This window comes from Kitasatospora sp. NPDC101183, assembly GCF_044767945.1.
In the GTDB taxonomy this organism is placed as follows: Bacteria; Actinomycetota; Actinomycetes; order Streptomycetales; family Streptomycetaceae; genus Kitasatospora.
Map to the genome: position 1 here is coordinate 140,948 of NZ_JBIWOW010000010.1, position 13,508 is coordinate 154,455.

Sequence of the window (13,508 nt, forward strand, 5' to 3'; positions counted from 1 at the left end):
CCCCTCCGCTCCACCCGCTCCACCCGCAACTCCCGGGAGACGTACGGCCCATGAGCACCATCAGCCCCGCACTCCCGGACGGCGCGAACCACGGCGGTGGCGACCTGCCCTACCGGCTGGTCGCCACCGACCTGGACGGCACGCTGCTCACCAGCGCGGAGACCGTCTCCGAGCGCACCCGCGCCGCCCTGGCCGCGGCCACCGGCGCGGGCGCGCTCCACATCGTCGTCACCGGCCGCTCCGCGGTCTGGGCCCGGCCCGTCTTCGACGAGATCGGGTACACCGGCATAGCGGTCTGCGGCCAGGGCGCCCAGGTCTACGACGCCGGGGCGCACAAGCTGCTCACCTCGCTCACCCTGGACCGGCGCCTCGCCGCGCTCGCGATCGAGAAGATCGAGGCCGAGATCGGGCCGCTGGCCGTCGCCGCCAACCAGGACGGCCTGGACGGGCAGGTGCTCGCCGGGCCCGGGTACGAGCTGATCATCGGCTCGGACCTGCCGGTCGTGCGGGTGGAGCGCGGGGAACTGCTCGCCTCGCCCGTCAGCAAGCTCTACATCCAGCACCCCGGGCTCGACGACGACGCCCTCGCGGAGGCCGCCCGCGCCGCCGCCGGGGGGATGGTCGGCGTGGTGATGGCCGGGGCCGGCGTGGTGGAGCTGCTGCCGCTCGGGCTCTCCAAGGCCACCGGGCTCGCCGTCGCCGCCCGCCGCCTGGGCGTGCGCGCGGCCGACACCATCGCCTTCGGCGACATGCCCAACGACGTCCCGATGTTCGGCTGGGCCGCGCACGGCGTGGCGATGGCGGGGGCGCACGAGGAACTGCTGGCCGTCGCGGACGAGGTCACGGCGGGCAACGACGAGGACGGCGTGGCGCTCGTCCTGGAGCGGCTCTTCCCCTCTCGGTAGTCACAGCCCGGTCGTCGCAGCCCGGTCGTCACAGCCCGGCGGTCGCAGTCCGGTCGTCACAGCCCGGTGGTCACCGCTCGGTAGTCACCGCTCGGGGCGGGCGACGGCGAGGGCCGCCTCGCCGAAGGCGCGGACGCGGGCGGTGGCCCCGTCCGCCGGCCACAGCAGGCCCCATTCCACCGGCTCGGCGTCCGCCAGGCGCACGTAGGCCACGTCCGGGCGGGCGAAGTACCGGCGGATGTGCGCGCCCACCTCGAGGACGCCCTCCCCGGCGCCGACGAGGGTCAGGGCCTCGTTGAACGTCATGCTCTCCGGGCCGAGCGGGACGAGCCGCCCGGCCGACCTCAGGTCCCCCCGGGCCGGCTCCCGCTCCGGCGGCGCCCCGGGCAGCCGCAGCACCCGCAGTCCGTCCAGCTCCGCGACGGGGACGGCGCCGCGCCCGGCGAGCGGGTGCCCGGCCGGTACGGCGAGCATCCGCGCCTCGCGCACCAGGACCGGTCCGAGGGCGACGCCCTCCGCCCGTACCGGGTGGCAGGTCAGCGCGAGGTCGACCACCCCCTCGCGCAACCAGGGCAGGACCTCGGGCAGTTGGGCCTCGCGCAGGTGCACCTCGCAGTCCGGGTGCCGGTCGCGGAACTCCTGCGCGACGCCGACCAGCAGTTGGCCCGCCGCCGGCCCGGCGAAGGCGACCCTCAGCCGGCCGGTCAGGCCCCGCCCGGCCTCCACCGCCCGGTCGACGGCGGCGGTGATCCGCTCCCAGGCGGGCCGCAGCTCCTCGTACAACTCCCGCCCGGCGGCGGCCAGTTCGACGCGGCGGCTGGTGCGGTGGAACAGCGGGACGCCGATCCTGCGCTCCAGCCGGGCGATCGTCTGGCTGATCCTGGCCGTGGAGACGTGCAGCCGCTCGGCCGTCCGCCCGAAGTGCAACTCCTCGGCGAGCGTGAGGAAGGCCTCCAGCTCGTACCGCTCCAACATCGTGGCCCCCCGGCCCCTTCTGATCGTCAAGCTGGGCTTAACGATCGTGCCTCACAAGCGCGTTGATCACCAGCCCGGCGAACGGAAAGATCACCGGTGTCGAAGTACCGCCCGACCGAGGAGAGTCCAGCATGTACGTCACCGCCGACCACGCCCTGACCGCCCCCGCCGAGGACCTCGCGGCCGCCGTCGCCGAGCTGCGCGACCGCGCGGAGATCGTCGACGCCCTGTACCGCTTCGGCCTCGGCCAGGACCTCAAGGACCGGGAGCTGTTCGCCTCGGCCTTCTCCGCCGACGCCGAGCTGGACTTCCGCCCGGCCGCCGCCAAGTGGGGCGGCGAGCCCCCGGTGATGTCCGGCCGGGACTTCATCGTCGACACCATCCTGTCGATGTTCACCGGCCGGGTGGACACCACCCACCAGGTCACCAACCCCCGGATCGCGATCGACGGGGACACCGCCCGCCTCACCGCCCTCGTCGAGGCCCAGCACCTGCTCACGGCCGACCCGGCCGTGCGCGCGCTGCTCAAGAACCCCTACGCCGTGGAGCTGGTGCGCGACGGCCACCGCTGGGTCATCCGGCGGATGCGCATCGACAACACCTGGTTCACCGGGGAGCCGACCGCGATCTTCGGCTGATCACCGCAGGTCGGGAGGGGTTGTAGGATGACCGGGCAAGTGGTTGTAGGATGACCGACGACCGATGAGCGGTGGACGTGGGGAGGCCCGGGATGAGCGGCGGCGAGAGCCTGCAGGCGGCCGGACGGCGTTCCCTGGTGGACACCGCCATCGACCGGCTGCGCGAGCAGGTGGTCGGCGGAATCTGGCCCGTCGGGTCGCAGATCCCCACCGAGCACGAGCTCGCCGAGCAGCTGAAGGTCGGGCGCAACACCGTGCGGGAGGCCATCCGGGTGCTGGTGCACGCCGGGATGCTGGTCTCCCGCCAGGGCGAGGGCACGTTCGTCCGCTCCACCAGCGACCCGGCCGCCGTGCTGCGCGGCGTCCAGCGCTCCGGAATCCGGGACGTCCTGGAGGTCCGCGCCGCACTGGAGGCCGAGGCCGCCCGCCTCGCCGCCGTGCGGCACACCCCGGAGGACGTCCGGCGGATGCGGGCCGCGCTGGCCCGTGAGGCCGAGGTCATGGCGGCGAACCCCGAGCGGGCCGGCCGCGAGGCGACCGTCGAGCACGACCTGGAGTTCCACACCGCCGTCGTCGACGCCGCGCACAACCCGGCGCTGGCCGAGGTGTACCGGTACTTCGGGGCCTCCGTGCGCGAGTCGATGCGGACGGCCTTCGGCGACCACGAGATGCCCGAGGTCGACGTGGTCACCCACGCGGCACTGGTCGACGCGATCGAGAGCGGCGACCCGGACCGGGCCGAGACGGCCTGTCGCGCGCTGCTCGCCGAGCCGACCGCGGCCGTCGAGCAGCTGCTCGCCGCCATCGCGGCGCGGAAGTAGGACGGCGCGAGCCCCCTTCCGCCGTCCGCCCGTACGCCCTGTCACGAAAGAACCGCACACCCATGGCCGTCACCCGTGCCCAGCAGCCGGTGGTCACCACCCCCGCCGCGCTCCCCGTCCGCTCCCGGCTGGCCCACCCCGCCCTGCTGCTGACCGGCATCCTGCTGGTCGCGCTCAACATGCGCGCCTGCCTGGCCGCCGTCTCCCCGATGGTCGCCGAGATCCAGCGCACCTTCGGCCTCTCCGCCACCGCGAGCGGCCTGATCACCACCGTGCCGGTGCTGTTCCAGGGCGTCGGCGCGCCGCTCACGCCCCGGCTGACCCGCCGGTTCGGCGCCGAGCGGGTCGTGCTGGGCGCCGTCCTGGTGCTGGGCGCGGGCGTGCTGCTGCGGGTGCTGCCCTCGGTGTACGCGCTCTATCTGGGCTGCATGGTGATCGGCGTGGCCATCGCGGTGCTGAACGTGTCGATGCCGGGCCTGGTCAAGCGGGAGTTCCCGGACCGCGCGGCCACCATGACCGGCGTCTACTCGACCACCATGCTCGTCGGCGCGACGCTCGCCGCCGGGCTCTCCGTCCCGCTGGAGCACGCGCTGGGCGGCGGCTGGGAGGCCTCGCTGGGGGTCTGGTCGCTGCTCGCCGTCGTCGCCGCCGTCGCCTGGCTGCCGCAGGTGCTGCGCTCGCGGCAGGAGCGGGACGAGGAGCAGGCCCGGGTGGCGGCCGTCCGGCCCGGCAAGCCGATCGAGGGCCTGTGGCGGACGCCGCTGGCCTGGCAGATCAGCCTCTTCATGGGCATCTCGTCGCTGCTGGTCTACATCGTCGTCGCGTGGATGCCGACCATCCTGGCCGACCAGGGCATGGACCGCGGGCAGGCCGCGCTGGCCTTCGCCTTCTCCAACCTGCTGCAGGTCGTGGGCGCCTTCCTGGTGCCGCTGATGGCCGGCCGGATGACCCGCCAGCGCGCCCTGGCCGTCACGATGGCCGTGCTGAACGGGCTGGGCATCGCCGTGCTGCTGGCGGCTCCGCTCTCCGGCGCCTGGGTCGCGGCGGCGATCCTCGGGATCGCGCAGGGCGGCTCGCTGGGCCTGGGCCTGGCGTTCATCGTGCTGCGGACGGGCAGCGCGGCCGGGGCCGCACAGCTGGGCGGGATGTCGCAGGCGATCGGCTACGTCGTCGCGGCGGCGGGCCCGGTCGGCGCCGGTGCGCTGCACCAGCTGACCGGCGGGTGGACGGCTCCGCTCACGGTGATGCTGGTGCTGGCCGCCGTCGTGGGCGTGGCCGGGTGGGGCGCGGGGCGCGACCGGACGCTCTAGACGCGGGTGAAGGCGTGCCTCCTCGGGGAGGCACGCCCTCGTGTCGTTCTGTTGTGCGGGTTACTCCTCGGCGGCCAGGGTCAGGCCGGCCAGCTTGACCGAGGCGAAGGCCGTCGCGCCGACGGTGACCAGCACCAGCAGCGTGACGCCCGCGCCCAAGGAGACGGCGGGGTTGAGGTTGGTGGTCTCCCCCGCGACGGCCTCGGCCACCGCCCGCCCCCACTGCTGGATGCTGAGCGTCCGGGCGCCCTCGACGTAGTTGCCGACCAGCGCCTCCCAGACCAGCGCGTACGCCAGCCCGGCCACCACCGCGTGCCGGGTGATGACGCCGAGCATCAGGAACAGCGCGCTGTACGCGGCGCCCGAAACCAGCACGGCCACGGTGTAGCCGAGCGCCAGCCCGTCCTTGGTGCCGTACATCAGCAGCCCGGCGATCAGGGTCGGGACGGCGGCGAACACCCAGGTGGTGACGACGGCGACGGTCAGCTTGGTGGTGATGATCTTCCAGCGCGGCAGCGGCTTGGCGAGCAGGTAGACGATCGAGCCGTCGTCGATCTCGGTGGCGATGACGCCGGTGCCGACGACCAGGCCCAGGATCGGCACCAGGGTGCCGAGGTCGAGCTGGCCGAGGATCTTGACGGTGAGGTCCAGCTTGTCGCCGTCGGTGCTCGCGGCGATGGCGGAGACGAGCAGCAGCAGTGCGGGGACCACCAGCAGCAGCAGGCCGCGGCGGCGGCCCAGCAGGCCGCGTACCGTCAGCCTGGCGACGGTCGGGTTCATGGTCGGTCGGCCCCTTCCCGGGTCCAGTGGTCGTGCGGGCGGTCGGGGTTCGGGTGGTCGGGGTGCTTGTCCCTGAGGCCGCTCATGCGGAGACCAGGTAGGAGAAGACGCTCTCCAGCGACTCGTCCGCCGGCGAGACGGTGTACAGCCGGATGCCGGCCTCGCGGGCCACGGCGGGCAGCAGGGTGGTGAAGCCCTGGAAGTTCACCGCCTCGATGCGCAGCGCCCGTTCGCGCTCGTCCACCTCGATGCCGGAGGTGGAGCCGTCCGCGATCAGGGCGGCGGCGAGGCGGCGGTCGTCGCTGGAGCGGACGAGGTAGCGGTGCGGGCGGTCCGTCATCAGCCGGCGGATCTTGCGGAAGTCGCCGGAGGCGGCGTGCCGACCGGCCACGATCACCTCGATGTGGCGGGCGAGCTGCTCGACCTCCTCCAGGATGTGCGAGGAGAAGAGCACCGTCCGGCCGTCCGCGCCGAACTGGCGCAGCAGCTCCATGAGCTGGAGGCGCTGGCGCGGGTCCATGCCGTTGAAGGGCTCGTCGAGCAGCAGCACGGACGGGTCGTGGACCAGCGCGGAGGCCATCTTGACGCGCTGCTTCATGCCCTTGGAGTAGGTGCCGGTACGGCGGTCCTTGGCGTAGTCCATCTCGACCAGGTCGAGGGCCCTGCGGGCGGCGGCACCGGGGTGCTCCAGGCCGTGCAGCTCGGCGTTGGCGAGGACGAACTCCCAGCCCGTCAGGTAGTCGTACATCGACTCGCGCTCGGGGACGAGGCCGATCCGCCGGTACACCTCCTGGTTGCGCCAGATCGGCGCGCCGTCGAGGGTGACCGAGCCGCTGGAGGGGGCCAGGAAGCCGCTCATCATGTGGATGAGGGTGGACTTTCCGGCGCCGTTGGGGCCCAGCAGGCCGGTGATGCCCGGGCCGATCGTCATGGAGACGTCGTTGACCGCGACCACGTTCCCGAACCAGCGGGAGACCTTGTCGATGGTGATGGTGGCCATGCCGCCCTCTCAGATGGTCTTGTATCGGCGCAGCAGCAGCCGGTGGGAACCGGCCACCATCGCCACGGCGACGAGCGCGAACACCATCAGGCCGAGCCCGCCCGGCGCGTGGCGGCGGTCCAACCCCGTACCCAGGTCGAAGAGTTCGTTGACCAGGCTCTCCACCAGGCTGTCCGGCGAGATCAGGGCCGTCCACTGCGCGGCGTCGGCGCTGTCCGTGCCCCGGGTCATGCCGACGGAGACGGCCGCCACCGTGGCGCTGACCGCGAGGTAGCCCATGATGGCGGCCACGCCGAAGCCCCGGCGCGGGGTGCTCGCCGCGATCACCAGGGCGATCGAGGTCGGCACCAGGGCGTAGAGCACGGCGGCGAACAGGCCCTGGAGGAAGTGCTCCGTGTTGTCGCCGAAGTCCATCCCGCCGAGCAGCGCGCCGACGTACAGCACCACCAACGGTGCTGTCATCAGGAGGAGTTGCGCGCAGAACATGGCCGCGGACTTGGCGCGGACGTAGTCGGCGCGGGTGATCGGGCGGGAGAAGTACAGCGGGACGGTGTGGTGGCGCAGGTCCCGGGAGAGCAGGACGGGCGTCTGGGCGGCGAGGAAGATCCAGATGACCAGGCCGAGGGCGGAGAGGTAGCCCGTGTACTCGACGGGGAGGGTGTCCTGCTTGGTCGTGATGGCGAGCGCGACCATGATCGCGGCGGGCACGGTGACCGCGCCGAGGACCAGCATCGGCAGGACCTTGGACTTGCCGGAGCGGCCGAGGCCGTAGGCGGCGCGCAGGCTCTGGGTGAAGAGCGAGCGGGTGGCGTAGGCGCGGCCGAGGCGGGGGCCCTGGTAGCCGCGGTAGCCGATGTCGTGGATGACGCCGGTGTCGGCGGGCGTGGTGCCGGCGGGCGTGGTCCCGGTGGGCGTTGCGCCTGCGGGCGTGGTGCCGGTGGGCCTGGTGTCAGGAGGCAGCGACATCGTCCGTACCTCCCCTGGTCTGCGGTGCGTCGGTCGATTCGGCGCCGTCCGTGAAGAGTTCGGCGACGCGGTGGCGGCGCTGCTCCAACCGCACCAGGCCGAGGCCCAGTTCGGCCACGGCGTCGCGGATGGTGTCGTACGTGTCCTCGCCGGCCAGCCGGACCAGCAGGACGTGCGAGCCCTCCGGCTGCACGTACAGCCCGGCGGCGGCGAGGCGCTCGCGGACGGCCGGGCCCGGCTCCAGCGCCTGGTCCCGCGGGTGGTCGGTGACCTCGACGGCGAGGACGGCCGTCGCCTCGGTGAAGGAGGCGGTGGAGGAGGAGCGCAGCAGCTTGCCGCCGTCGATGACGACCAGGTGGTCGCAGGTGCGCTCCAGCTCACCGAGGAGGTGGGTGGTGACCAGCACCGAGATGCCGAAGTCGCTGTGCACGCGCCGGATCAGACCGAGCATCTCGTCGCGGCCGGCCGGGTCGAGGCCGTTGGTCGGCTCGTCCAGCAGCACCAGCTTCGGGTCGTGCACCAGCGCCTGGGCGAGCTTGACGCGCTGCTTCATGCCCGTCGAGTAGCCGCCCATCGGGCGGTACCGCTCCTCGTACAGGCCGACGTGGCGCAGGGTGTCGGCGGTGCGCTCGCGGGCGGCGGTGGCGGGCAGGCCCGCCATCCGGGCCATGTGCACCACGAACTCGGTGGCGGAGACGTCCGGTGGCAGGCAGTCGTGCTCGGGCATGTAGCCGACGAGCTCGCGGATCTCGGAGCCGCGGGTGGCGATGTCCAGGCCGAGGACCTCGCCCCGGCCGGAGGTCGCCGGGGCCAGCCCGAGCAGGATCTTGATGAGCGTGGACTTGCCCGCGCCGTTGGCCCCGACCAGGCCGACCACCCCCGGCTGCACCTCGACGGTGAGCTGGTCGAGGGCCGTGACGCGGGGGAACCTCTTGGTGAGGCCGTCCGTCTTGATGACAGCTGTGGACACGCCTCACAACGTAACGGGCGGGCGCGGCAAGGGCCATGAGCTGGAATGACGAGGTCTGCGGCGGGTCGCTGATGCTGCGGTATGACTCCGGGGCGCCTCTCCCCTAGGGGTTCGCGGGCGGGGGCCTCGGGGTCGGGGGCTCGGCGCGGGCCGGTACCCTTGCCGAACTCTTGACCTAGGGGGCCCTGTGCGTGAACTCGTCGGCCGGATCGGACGGTTCGCGGCCGATCGGATCTCCCTGCGGTTCTCCGTGTGGCGGGACGGCCCGTGGGCGCTGCCCGTGGTGCTGGCGGTGCTGGCGGCGTCCGCCGGGTACGTCGGCTGGCGGGACTGGCAGGGCCACCGGCCCGAGGACGCCCCCGGCCGCTCCGCCTTCCTGTGCCGGCAGCCCACCGGGGCCGGCACCGCGCTCGGGCGGCTGCTGCCGGAGGGCGGTGCGCAGGACACGGAGGACTGGACGGCGGGGACGGCCACGGGCTCCTGCGTCGTCCGGGTCGACGGGCGCACGGTGGTCGCCGTCGACGCCGTCCGGCGCGAAGGGCAGCTCACGCTCGCGAGCGAGGGCGCGAAGCGGCCGGACGCGCACCCCTTCGGGGCCGGCGGGCTGTCCGCCTCCTGGCCCGGCGGGGCGGCCGTCGCCCTGAACTGCGTCGAGCAGCCGACCGGGTACCTGGAGGTGGAGGCGCACACCGGGGAGGCCGCGCGCGGCGCGGCTGCGGACCTGGAGGAGTTCACCCGCGGCCTGCTGCCCTCGATGGCGAAGGAGCTCTGCCGATGAAGCACCCCCGTACGGTCGTCGCGGGCGTCACCGCCCTCGCCCTCGGCGGCGGGCTCCTCGGCTGGCACGTGTACCTCGACCGGACCTCCTACCGGCCGGCCGCCGTCCAGTTGGGCCACGGCGAGTGCCTGGGCCTGCTCGACGACCCCTCCCTCCCCGATCTCCTCGGCGGGCAGCCCCGCGTCCGCGTCCGCACCGACCACCGGGACACCGGCTCCCCGACCGTCACCTGCTCGGTCACCGGCGCGGGCGGCCGCCGGCTCACCGCCGAGGCCTCCCCCGGCCCCGCCCGCCGGGGCGGCGACGGCGTCGGCTCCGCCTCCTTCGTCTGCGGCGACGCCCGCTACCACGCCCTCGTCCGCCTCACCGGCCCCGACGACAGGCTCCTCCCGGACGGCCCGGACTCCTCCCGCATGGCCGAACTGGCCCGCGACTTCGCCCGCCGCGCCGCCGAGCGCCCACTCCACTGCCCGGGCGGGCCGGAGGGGCTCGCGGTGGTGTGAGCCCGGGCCGAGGTCGGCGGCCGGATTCAGGCGCGGGTGGCGGTGACCAGCCAGGCCGCGCTGCGGAGGGCGACTCCGGCAGGGGTCTCGTAGGTGCGCAGGCGGTCGGTGAGGGCGGTGCGGGCCCGGGCGGCCGTGTGCGGGTCGAGGTGGGCCAGGAGGTGGCGGGCGGGGCCGGAGGCGAGGAGGAAGGAGGCGGCGTCCTCGGCGTCGCCGCCCCAGATGCCCTGGGCCTCGACGGCCTCGACGTCGACGGCGGAGAAGCCCGCGGTGGTGAGGAGCCGGCGCAGGTGGTCCGGGTCCGCGAGGGAGAACATGCCGGGGCCCGAGGCGAGGTCGGCCGGGGGCGTGGGCGCGAGGTCGCGCAGGGCGGCGAAGATCGGCACCCACTCCGTACGGGCGGGGTCCGCCATGCAGACGAAGGCGAGCCGCCCGCCGGGGCGCAGCGCGCCCGCGAGGTTGGCGAAGGCCGCGGCGTGGTCCGCGAAGAACATGACGCCGAAGCGGCTGAGGGCCACGTCGAAGCCGTCGGCCGGCAGGGCGTGGACCTGGGCGTCCCCCTGCCGGAACTCCAGGTTGGCCAGGCCCTCTTCGGCCGCCAGGGCCCGGGCGCGGGTGAGCATGGGCCCGGAGATGTCGAGCCCGAGGACGGTTCCCCCGTTCGTGCCCGTGCCCCCGTTCGCTGCCCGGGCCGCTAGGCGGCTCGTCTGGCCGGTGCCGCAGCCGATGTCGAGGACGGTGTCGCCCGGGCGTACGGCCGCCGCGGCGAGCAGCGGCGCGTTGAAGCCGCTGTTCACGGCGTTCCAGCGGTCGGCGTGGTCGCTCCAGTGGTGGCCCTCGTACCCGTTCCAGGCCTGGGACTGCTCGGTGTTGACGATGTGACCGGTCATCGGTTCGGCTCCCCGTATGTCCTGCCGTCGGTGCAGGTCCGAGCGGACGCCCCCTAGTATGGGCGCCTGCTCATTCAAAGTATGGGCAGGCGCCCATACTTTCAAGTGCCTTGTGGGAGGCCAGTCTTGTCACCTCGTGGGATTGCGGTGCCGAACGTCCGGGAGCGGCTCTTCGACGCGGCCGAGCGCGTGCTGGAACGCGGCGGGCCCGCGGGCCTGACCAACCGGGCCGTCACGGAGGAGGCGGGCTGCGCCAAGGGGCTGCTGTACAACCACTTCACCGACCTGGACGACTTCGTCACCCAGCTCGTCCTGAACCGGTTCCGGCAGGTCGCCGAGGAACTGGCCCCCCTGCCCACCCTCGCGGGCACGGGCGAGGTGCTCGGCCACCTGGCCGGGGCGGCCCGGACGCTCCTCGGCTCGAACGGCCCGGCGCTCACCGCGGCGGCCATGTCGCGGCCGGGCGTGGCCGCGCGGGTCCGGGAGGAGTGGGCGGGCGGGGCACCCGGGCCGGGCGCGGTGGAGGGGCTGATCGCCGACTACCTGGCGGCGGAGCAACGGCTCGGGCGGGTCCGCGAGGAGGCGGACCGCGCGGTCATCGCGCTGGCGATCGTCGGCACCGTGCACCACCTGCTCATGACCGGCGCCTCGGCCGGGGAGGAGGGGCGGCGCCTCCTCGAACGGCTGGTCGCCACCGTCGCGGGCGGCGCGGTGGCGCCATGAGCGGGCCCGGCGTGTGTGCGGGCCCGCTCATGGGAGGGGCTCAGGTGAGCTGGGCGAGGCCCTCGGTGGCGATCCGCTCGAAGACGGCGAGGTCGTTGGCGAAGATCGAGTCGGGGACGGGCCAGTGGATCACCAGCTCGGTGATGCCCAGCTCCTGGTAGGTGCCCGCCCAGTCGACGAAGGCGTCCAGGGACTCCAGGGGCTTCTCCGCCGTCGAGCCCTGGAGCAGCATCTTCTCCAGCGTCGCCACGTCGCGGCCCGTCTTCTCGCAGGCCGCCGTCAGCTTCGCGATCTGGCTCCTGATCACGTCGGGCGCCTGCTCCACCGGCACGTCCGCCGGGCCCTTCGGGTCCCCGTACGTCACCCAGCCCTGCCCGTACTCGGCCGCCAGCCGCATCCCGCGCGGGCCGGCCGCGGCCACGTAGAACGGCAGGCGCGGGGTCTGCACGCAGCCGGGGATGTTCCGGGCCTCGACCGCCGAGTAGTACGCACCCTCACGCGTCGTGGCATCGTTCCTCAGCAACTCGTCCAGCAGCGGCAGGAACTCCCCGAAGCGGTCCGCCCGCTCCTTGGGCGACCACGCCTCCTGCCCCATCGCCGTCGCGTCGAACCCCGTCCCCCCGGCCCCGATCCCCAGCGTGATCCGCCCGCCGGACACGTCGTCCAGGGTGATCAGGTCCTTCGCCAGCGTCACCGGGTGGCGGAAGTTCGGCGAGGTCACCAGCGTCCCGAGCCGCAGCCGCTCGGTGGCGCAGGCCGCCGCCGTCAGCGTCGGGAGGGAGCCGAACCAGGGCTCCTCGCGGAAGGACCGCCAGCTCAGGTGGTCGTAGGTGTAGGCGGCGTGGAACCCGAGGTCCTCGGCCCGCCGCCAGATCTTCTGCCCCTCGGCCCACCGGTGGATGGGGAGGATCACCGTACTCAGTCGCATGCCATCGACCCTAACCGGGTGCCACCGAAGATCCTCGGGGGCAGGTGTCCCTCTCTTCCCGTGCCGCCTCCACGACCTCACCCGACGGCCCCTCCCCTGAACCCGTGGACCTCGTCCTCATCCACCGTCGGTCACCTGATGCCATGAGGTTCAGGAGCATCACCACGTAGGTCGTGGCGACCGTCAGCCTGCGGCCTGCCCGTCACAGAACACCGCGTCGATGAGCCGGCCCAGTGCCTTCGGGAACACCTGCGCCAGGTCGATGGCGGCGTCGCCGGTGGTCAGGCCGGCGGTCAGGGTCCTGCCGCCGTCGGGCGTGCCGATCATCAGCGCGCCGTAGCCGCCCGGGGCGCCGCCGTTGTGGTGGACGATGATGCCGTGGTCCGGGCCCAGGTCCTGCACGAACAGCCCGAGGCCGTAGCCGAGCATCCCGTGCGGCGTGCGCATGTCGTCCAGCAGCGGCGTCGGCAGGAGCCTGCCGCCGAGCAGCGCGGCGAAGAAGGTGTGGAGGTCCCGGGTGGTCGAGATCATGTCCCCGGCGCCGACCAGGAGCGAGAGGTTCTGGCGAGAGACGTCCGCCGCCTTCCACTCCCCGCCGTCCTCGTAGCGGTAGTAGCCGTGGGCGTGGGGGCCGGGGATCTCCGACGAGTCGCCCGGCATCACGGTGTCCCGAAGCCCGAGCGGCCGCAGGATCCGCCGCTCCATCTCCTCGGCGTACGAGTGCCCGGTGACCGCCTCGACCAACAACGCGGCCAGCGTGTAGTTGGTGTTGGAGTAGCTCTGGTCGGTCCCCGGCTCGAACCGCGCGGGCTGGGACAGGCCGAACCGCACCAGTTCGTCCGGCCGGTAGTTGTGGAAGCGGTTGTTCACCCACTCCTTGCCTATCGAGGGGAGCCCGGGCACGAAGGTCCCGTCGGGGTCGAGCTCGCCGGTGCAGTTGTACAGCCCGCTGGTGTGCTGCAGCAGCATCCGTACGGTGATCCGCTCGTCCAGCCCGAACCTGGGCAGGTACTCGGCCACCGGGGAGTCCAGCCCGATCGCTCCGTCGGCGACCAGGGACAGCACCAGGGCCGCGGTGAAGGTCTTGGTGGAGCTGCCCACCCAGAACTGCCCGTCCGTCGACGGCACGGCACTCTCGCCCAGTTTGCGCACCCCGGCGCTGCCGACCCACTCACCGCGCTCGTCGTGCACGCGCATCTGTATCCCGGCGAAGCCGGCATCGACGCACTCCTGGATGGCCGCCCTCAGCTCGGGGCGGTCCTGCGCGGCGGTGTTCTCGACGGTCCGGAGGGACTCACTCATGATCGTTCCTTGTCTCGCG

General features: G+C 73.5%; 15 protein-coding genes. 7 read left to right on the plus strand and 8 right to left on the minus strand.

Annotated features, from left to right (window positions below; genetic code table 11):
• Positions 1-50: 50 nt before the first annotated feature.
• On the plus strand, positions 51-905 hold the full coding sequence (locus ACIRRS_RS16435; RefSeq protein ID WP_402970810.1) for an HAD family hydrolase: 855 nt from the start codon (positions 51-53) through the stop codon (positions 903-905).
• Positions 906-989: 84 nt separating this feature from the next.
• On the opposite strand, the gene ACIRRS_RS16440 is transcribed toward ACIRRS_RS16435, so the two are convergent.
• Positions 990-1,880, minus strand: coding sequence for a LysR family transcriptional regulator (locus ACIRRS_RS16440; RefSeq protein ID WP_402970813.1), 891 nt, complete (start codon positions 1,878-1,880; stop codon positions 990-992).
• A gap of 131 nt (positions 1,881-2,011) precedes the next feature.
• On the opposite strand from ACIRRS_RS16440, the gene ACIRRS_RS16445 reads away from it, so the two are divergent.
• The 3 genes from ACIRRS_RS16445 (at position 2,012) to ACIRRS_RS16455 (ending at position 4,649) form a co-directional block, all read left to right on the plus strand.
• Positions 2,012-2,518: a nuclear transport factor 2 family protein gene (locus ACIRRS_RS16445; RefSeq protein WP_402970815.1), complete on the plus strand. Its 507-nt coding sequence runs from the start codon at positions 2,012-2,014 to the stop codon at positions 2,516-2,518.
• A gap of 92 nt (positions 2,519-2,610) precedes the next feature.
• Positions 2,611-3,339 (plus strand): FadR/GntR family transcriptional regulator, encoded by a 729-nt coding sequence (locus tag ACIRRS_RS16450; protein ID WP_402970818.1) that lies wholly within the window; start codon positions 2,611-2,613, stop codon positions 3,337-3,339.
• Between the two features lie 62 nt (positions 3,340-3,401).
• Positions 3,402-4,649 (plus strand): CynX/NimT family MFS transporter, encoded by a 1,248-nt coding sequence (locus tag ACIRRS_RS16455; RefSeq protein ID WP_402970821.1) that lies wholly within the window; start codon positions 3,402-3,404, stop codon positions 4,647-4,649.
• Positions 4,650-4,709: 60 nt separating this feature from the next.
• Here the strand turns inward: ACIRRS_RS16455 and ACIRRS_RS16460 are convergent, their stop codons facing one another.
• The 4 genes from ACIRRS_RS16460 to ACIRRS_RS16475 form a co-directional block, all read right to left on the minus strand.
• Complete coding sequence (locus ACIRRS_RS16460; RefSeq protein WP_402970824.1) at positions 4,710-5,429, minus strand: ABC transporter permease; 720 nt, start codon at positions 5,427-5,429, stop codon at positions 4,710-4,712.
• An 82-nt stretch (positions 5,430-5,511) separates the two neighbouring features.
• Positions 5,512-6,429, minus strand: coding sequence for an ABC transporter ATP-binding protein (locus tag ACIRRS_RS16465; RefSeq protein WP_402970827.1), 918 nt, complete (start codon positions 6,427-6,429; stop codon positions 5,512-5,514).
• A 9-nt stretch (positions 6,430-6,438) separates the two neighbouring features.
• Positions 6,439-7,395, minus strand: a complete 957-nt coding sequence (locus ACIRRS_RS16470; protein ID WP_402970830.1) for an ABC transporter permease — start codon at positions 7,393-7,395, stop codon at positions 6,439-6,441.
• On the minus strand, positions 7,379-8,365 hold the full coding sequence (locus ACIRRS_RS16475; protein WP_402970833.1) for an ABC transporter ATP-binding protein: 987 nt from the start codon (positions 8,363-8,365) through the stop codon (positions 7,379-7,381). Before ACIRRS_RS16475 ends, ACIRRS_RS16470 begins: the two co-directional genes overlap by 17 nt.
• A gap of 187 nt (positions 8,366-8,552) precedes the next feature.
• On the opposite strand from ACIRRS_RS16475, the gene ACIRRS_RS16480 reads away from it, so the two are divergent.
• Both ACIRRS_RS16480 and ACIRRS_RS16485 read left to right on the plus strand, forming a co-directional pair.
• Entirely contained in the window at positions 8,553-9,143 is a 591-nt protein-coding gene (locus ACIRRS_RS16480) for a hypothetical protein (RefSeq protein WP_402970835.1), read from the plus strand.
• Positions 9,140-9,646, plus strand: coding sequence for a hypothetical protein (locus ACIRRS_RS16485; protein WP_402970837.1), 507 nt, complete (start codon positions 9,140-9,142; stop codon positions 9,644-9,646). The genes ACIRRS_RS16480 and ACIRRS_RS16485 overlap by 4 nt, the downstream gene beginning before the upstream one ends.
• A 26-nt stretch (positions 9,647-9,672) precedes the next feature.
• Here ACIRRS_RS16485 and ACIRRS_RS16490 read toward each other — a convergent pair whose 3' ends face one another.
• Positions 9,673-10,536 (minus strand): class I SAM-dependent methyltransferase, encoded by an 864-nt coding sequence (locus tag ACIRRS_RS16490; protein ID WP_402970840.1) that lies wholly within the window; start codon positions 10,534-10,536, stop codon positions 9,673-9,675.
• A 147-nt stretch (positions 10,537-10,683) separates the two neighbouring features.
• Here ACIRRS_RS16490 and ACIRRS_RS16495 point away from each other — a divergent pair, with 147 nt between their 5' ends.
• Positions 10,684-11,259, plus strand: coding sequence for a TetR/AcrR family transcriptional regulator (locus ACIRRS_RS16495; protein WP_402970841.1), 576 nt, complete (start codon positions 10,684-10,686; stop codon positions 11,257-11,259).
• Between the two features lie 40 nt (positions 11,260-11,299).
• Here the strand turns inward: ACIRRS_RS16495 and ACIRRS_RS16500 are convergent, their stop codons facing one another.
• Positions 11,300-12,268, minus strand: a complete 969-nt coding sequence (locus ACIRRS_RS16500) for an LLM class flavin-dependent oxidoreductase (protein WP_402970843.1) — start codon at positions 12,266-12,268, stop codon at positions 11,300-11,302.
• 102 nt (positions 12,269-12,370) lie between these two features.
• The gene (locus tag ACIRRS_RS16505) at positions 12,371-13,489 is read right to left on the minus strand and encodes a serine hydrolase domain-containing protein (RefSeq protein WP_402970846.1); all 1,119 of its coding nucleotides are present in this window, start codon (positions 13,487-13,489) and stop codon (positions 12,371-12,373) included.
• Positions 13,490-13,508 lie beyond the last annotated feature (19 nt).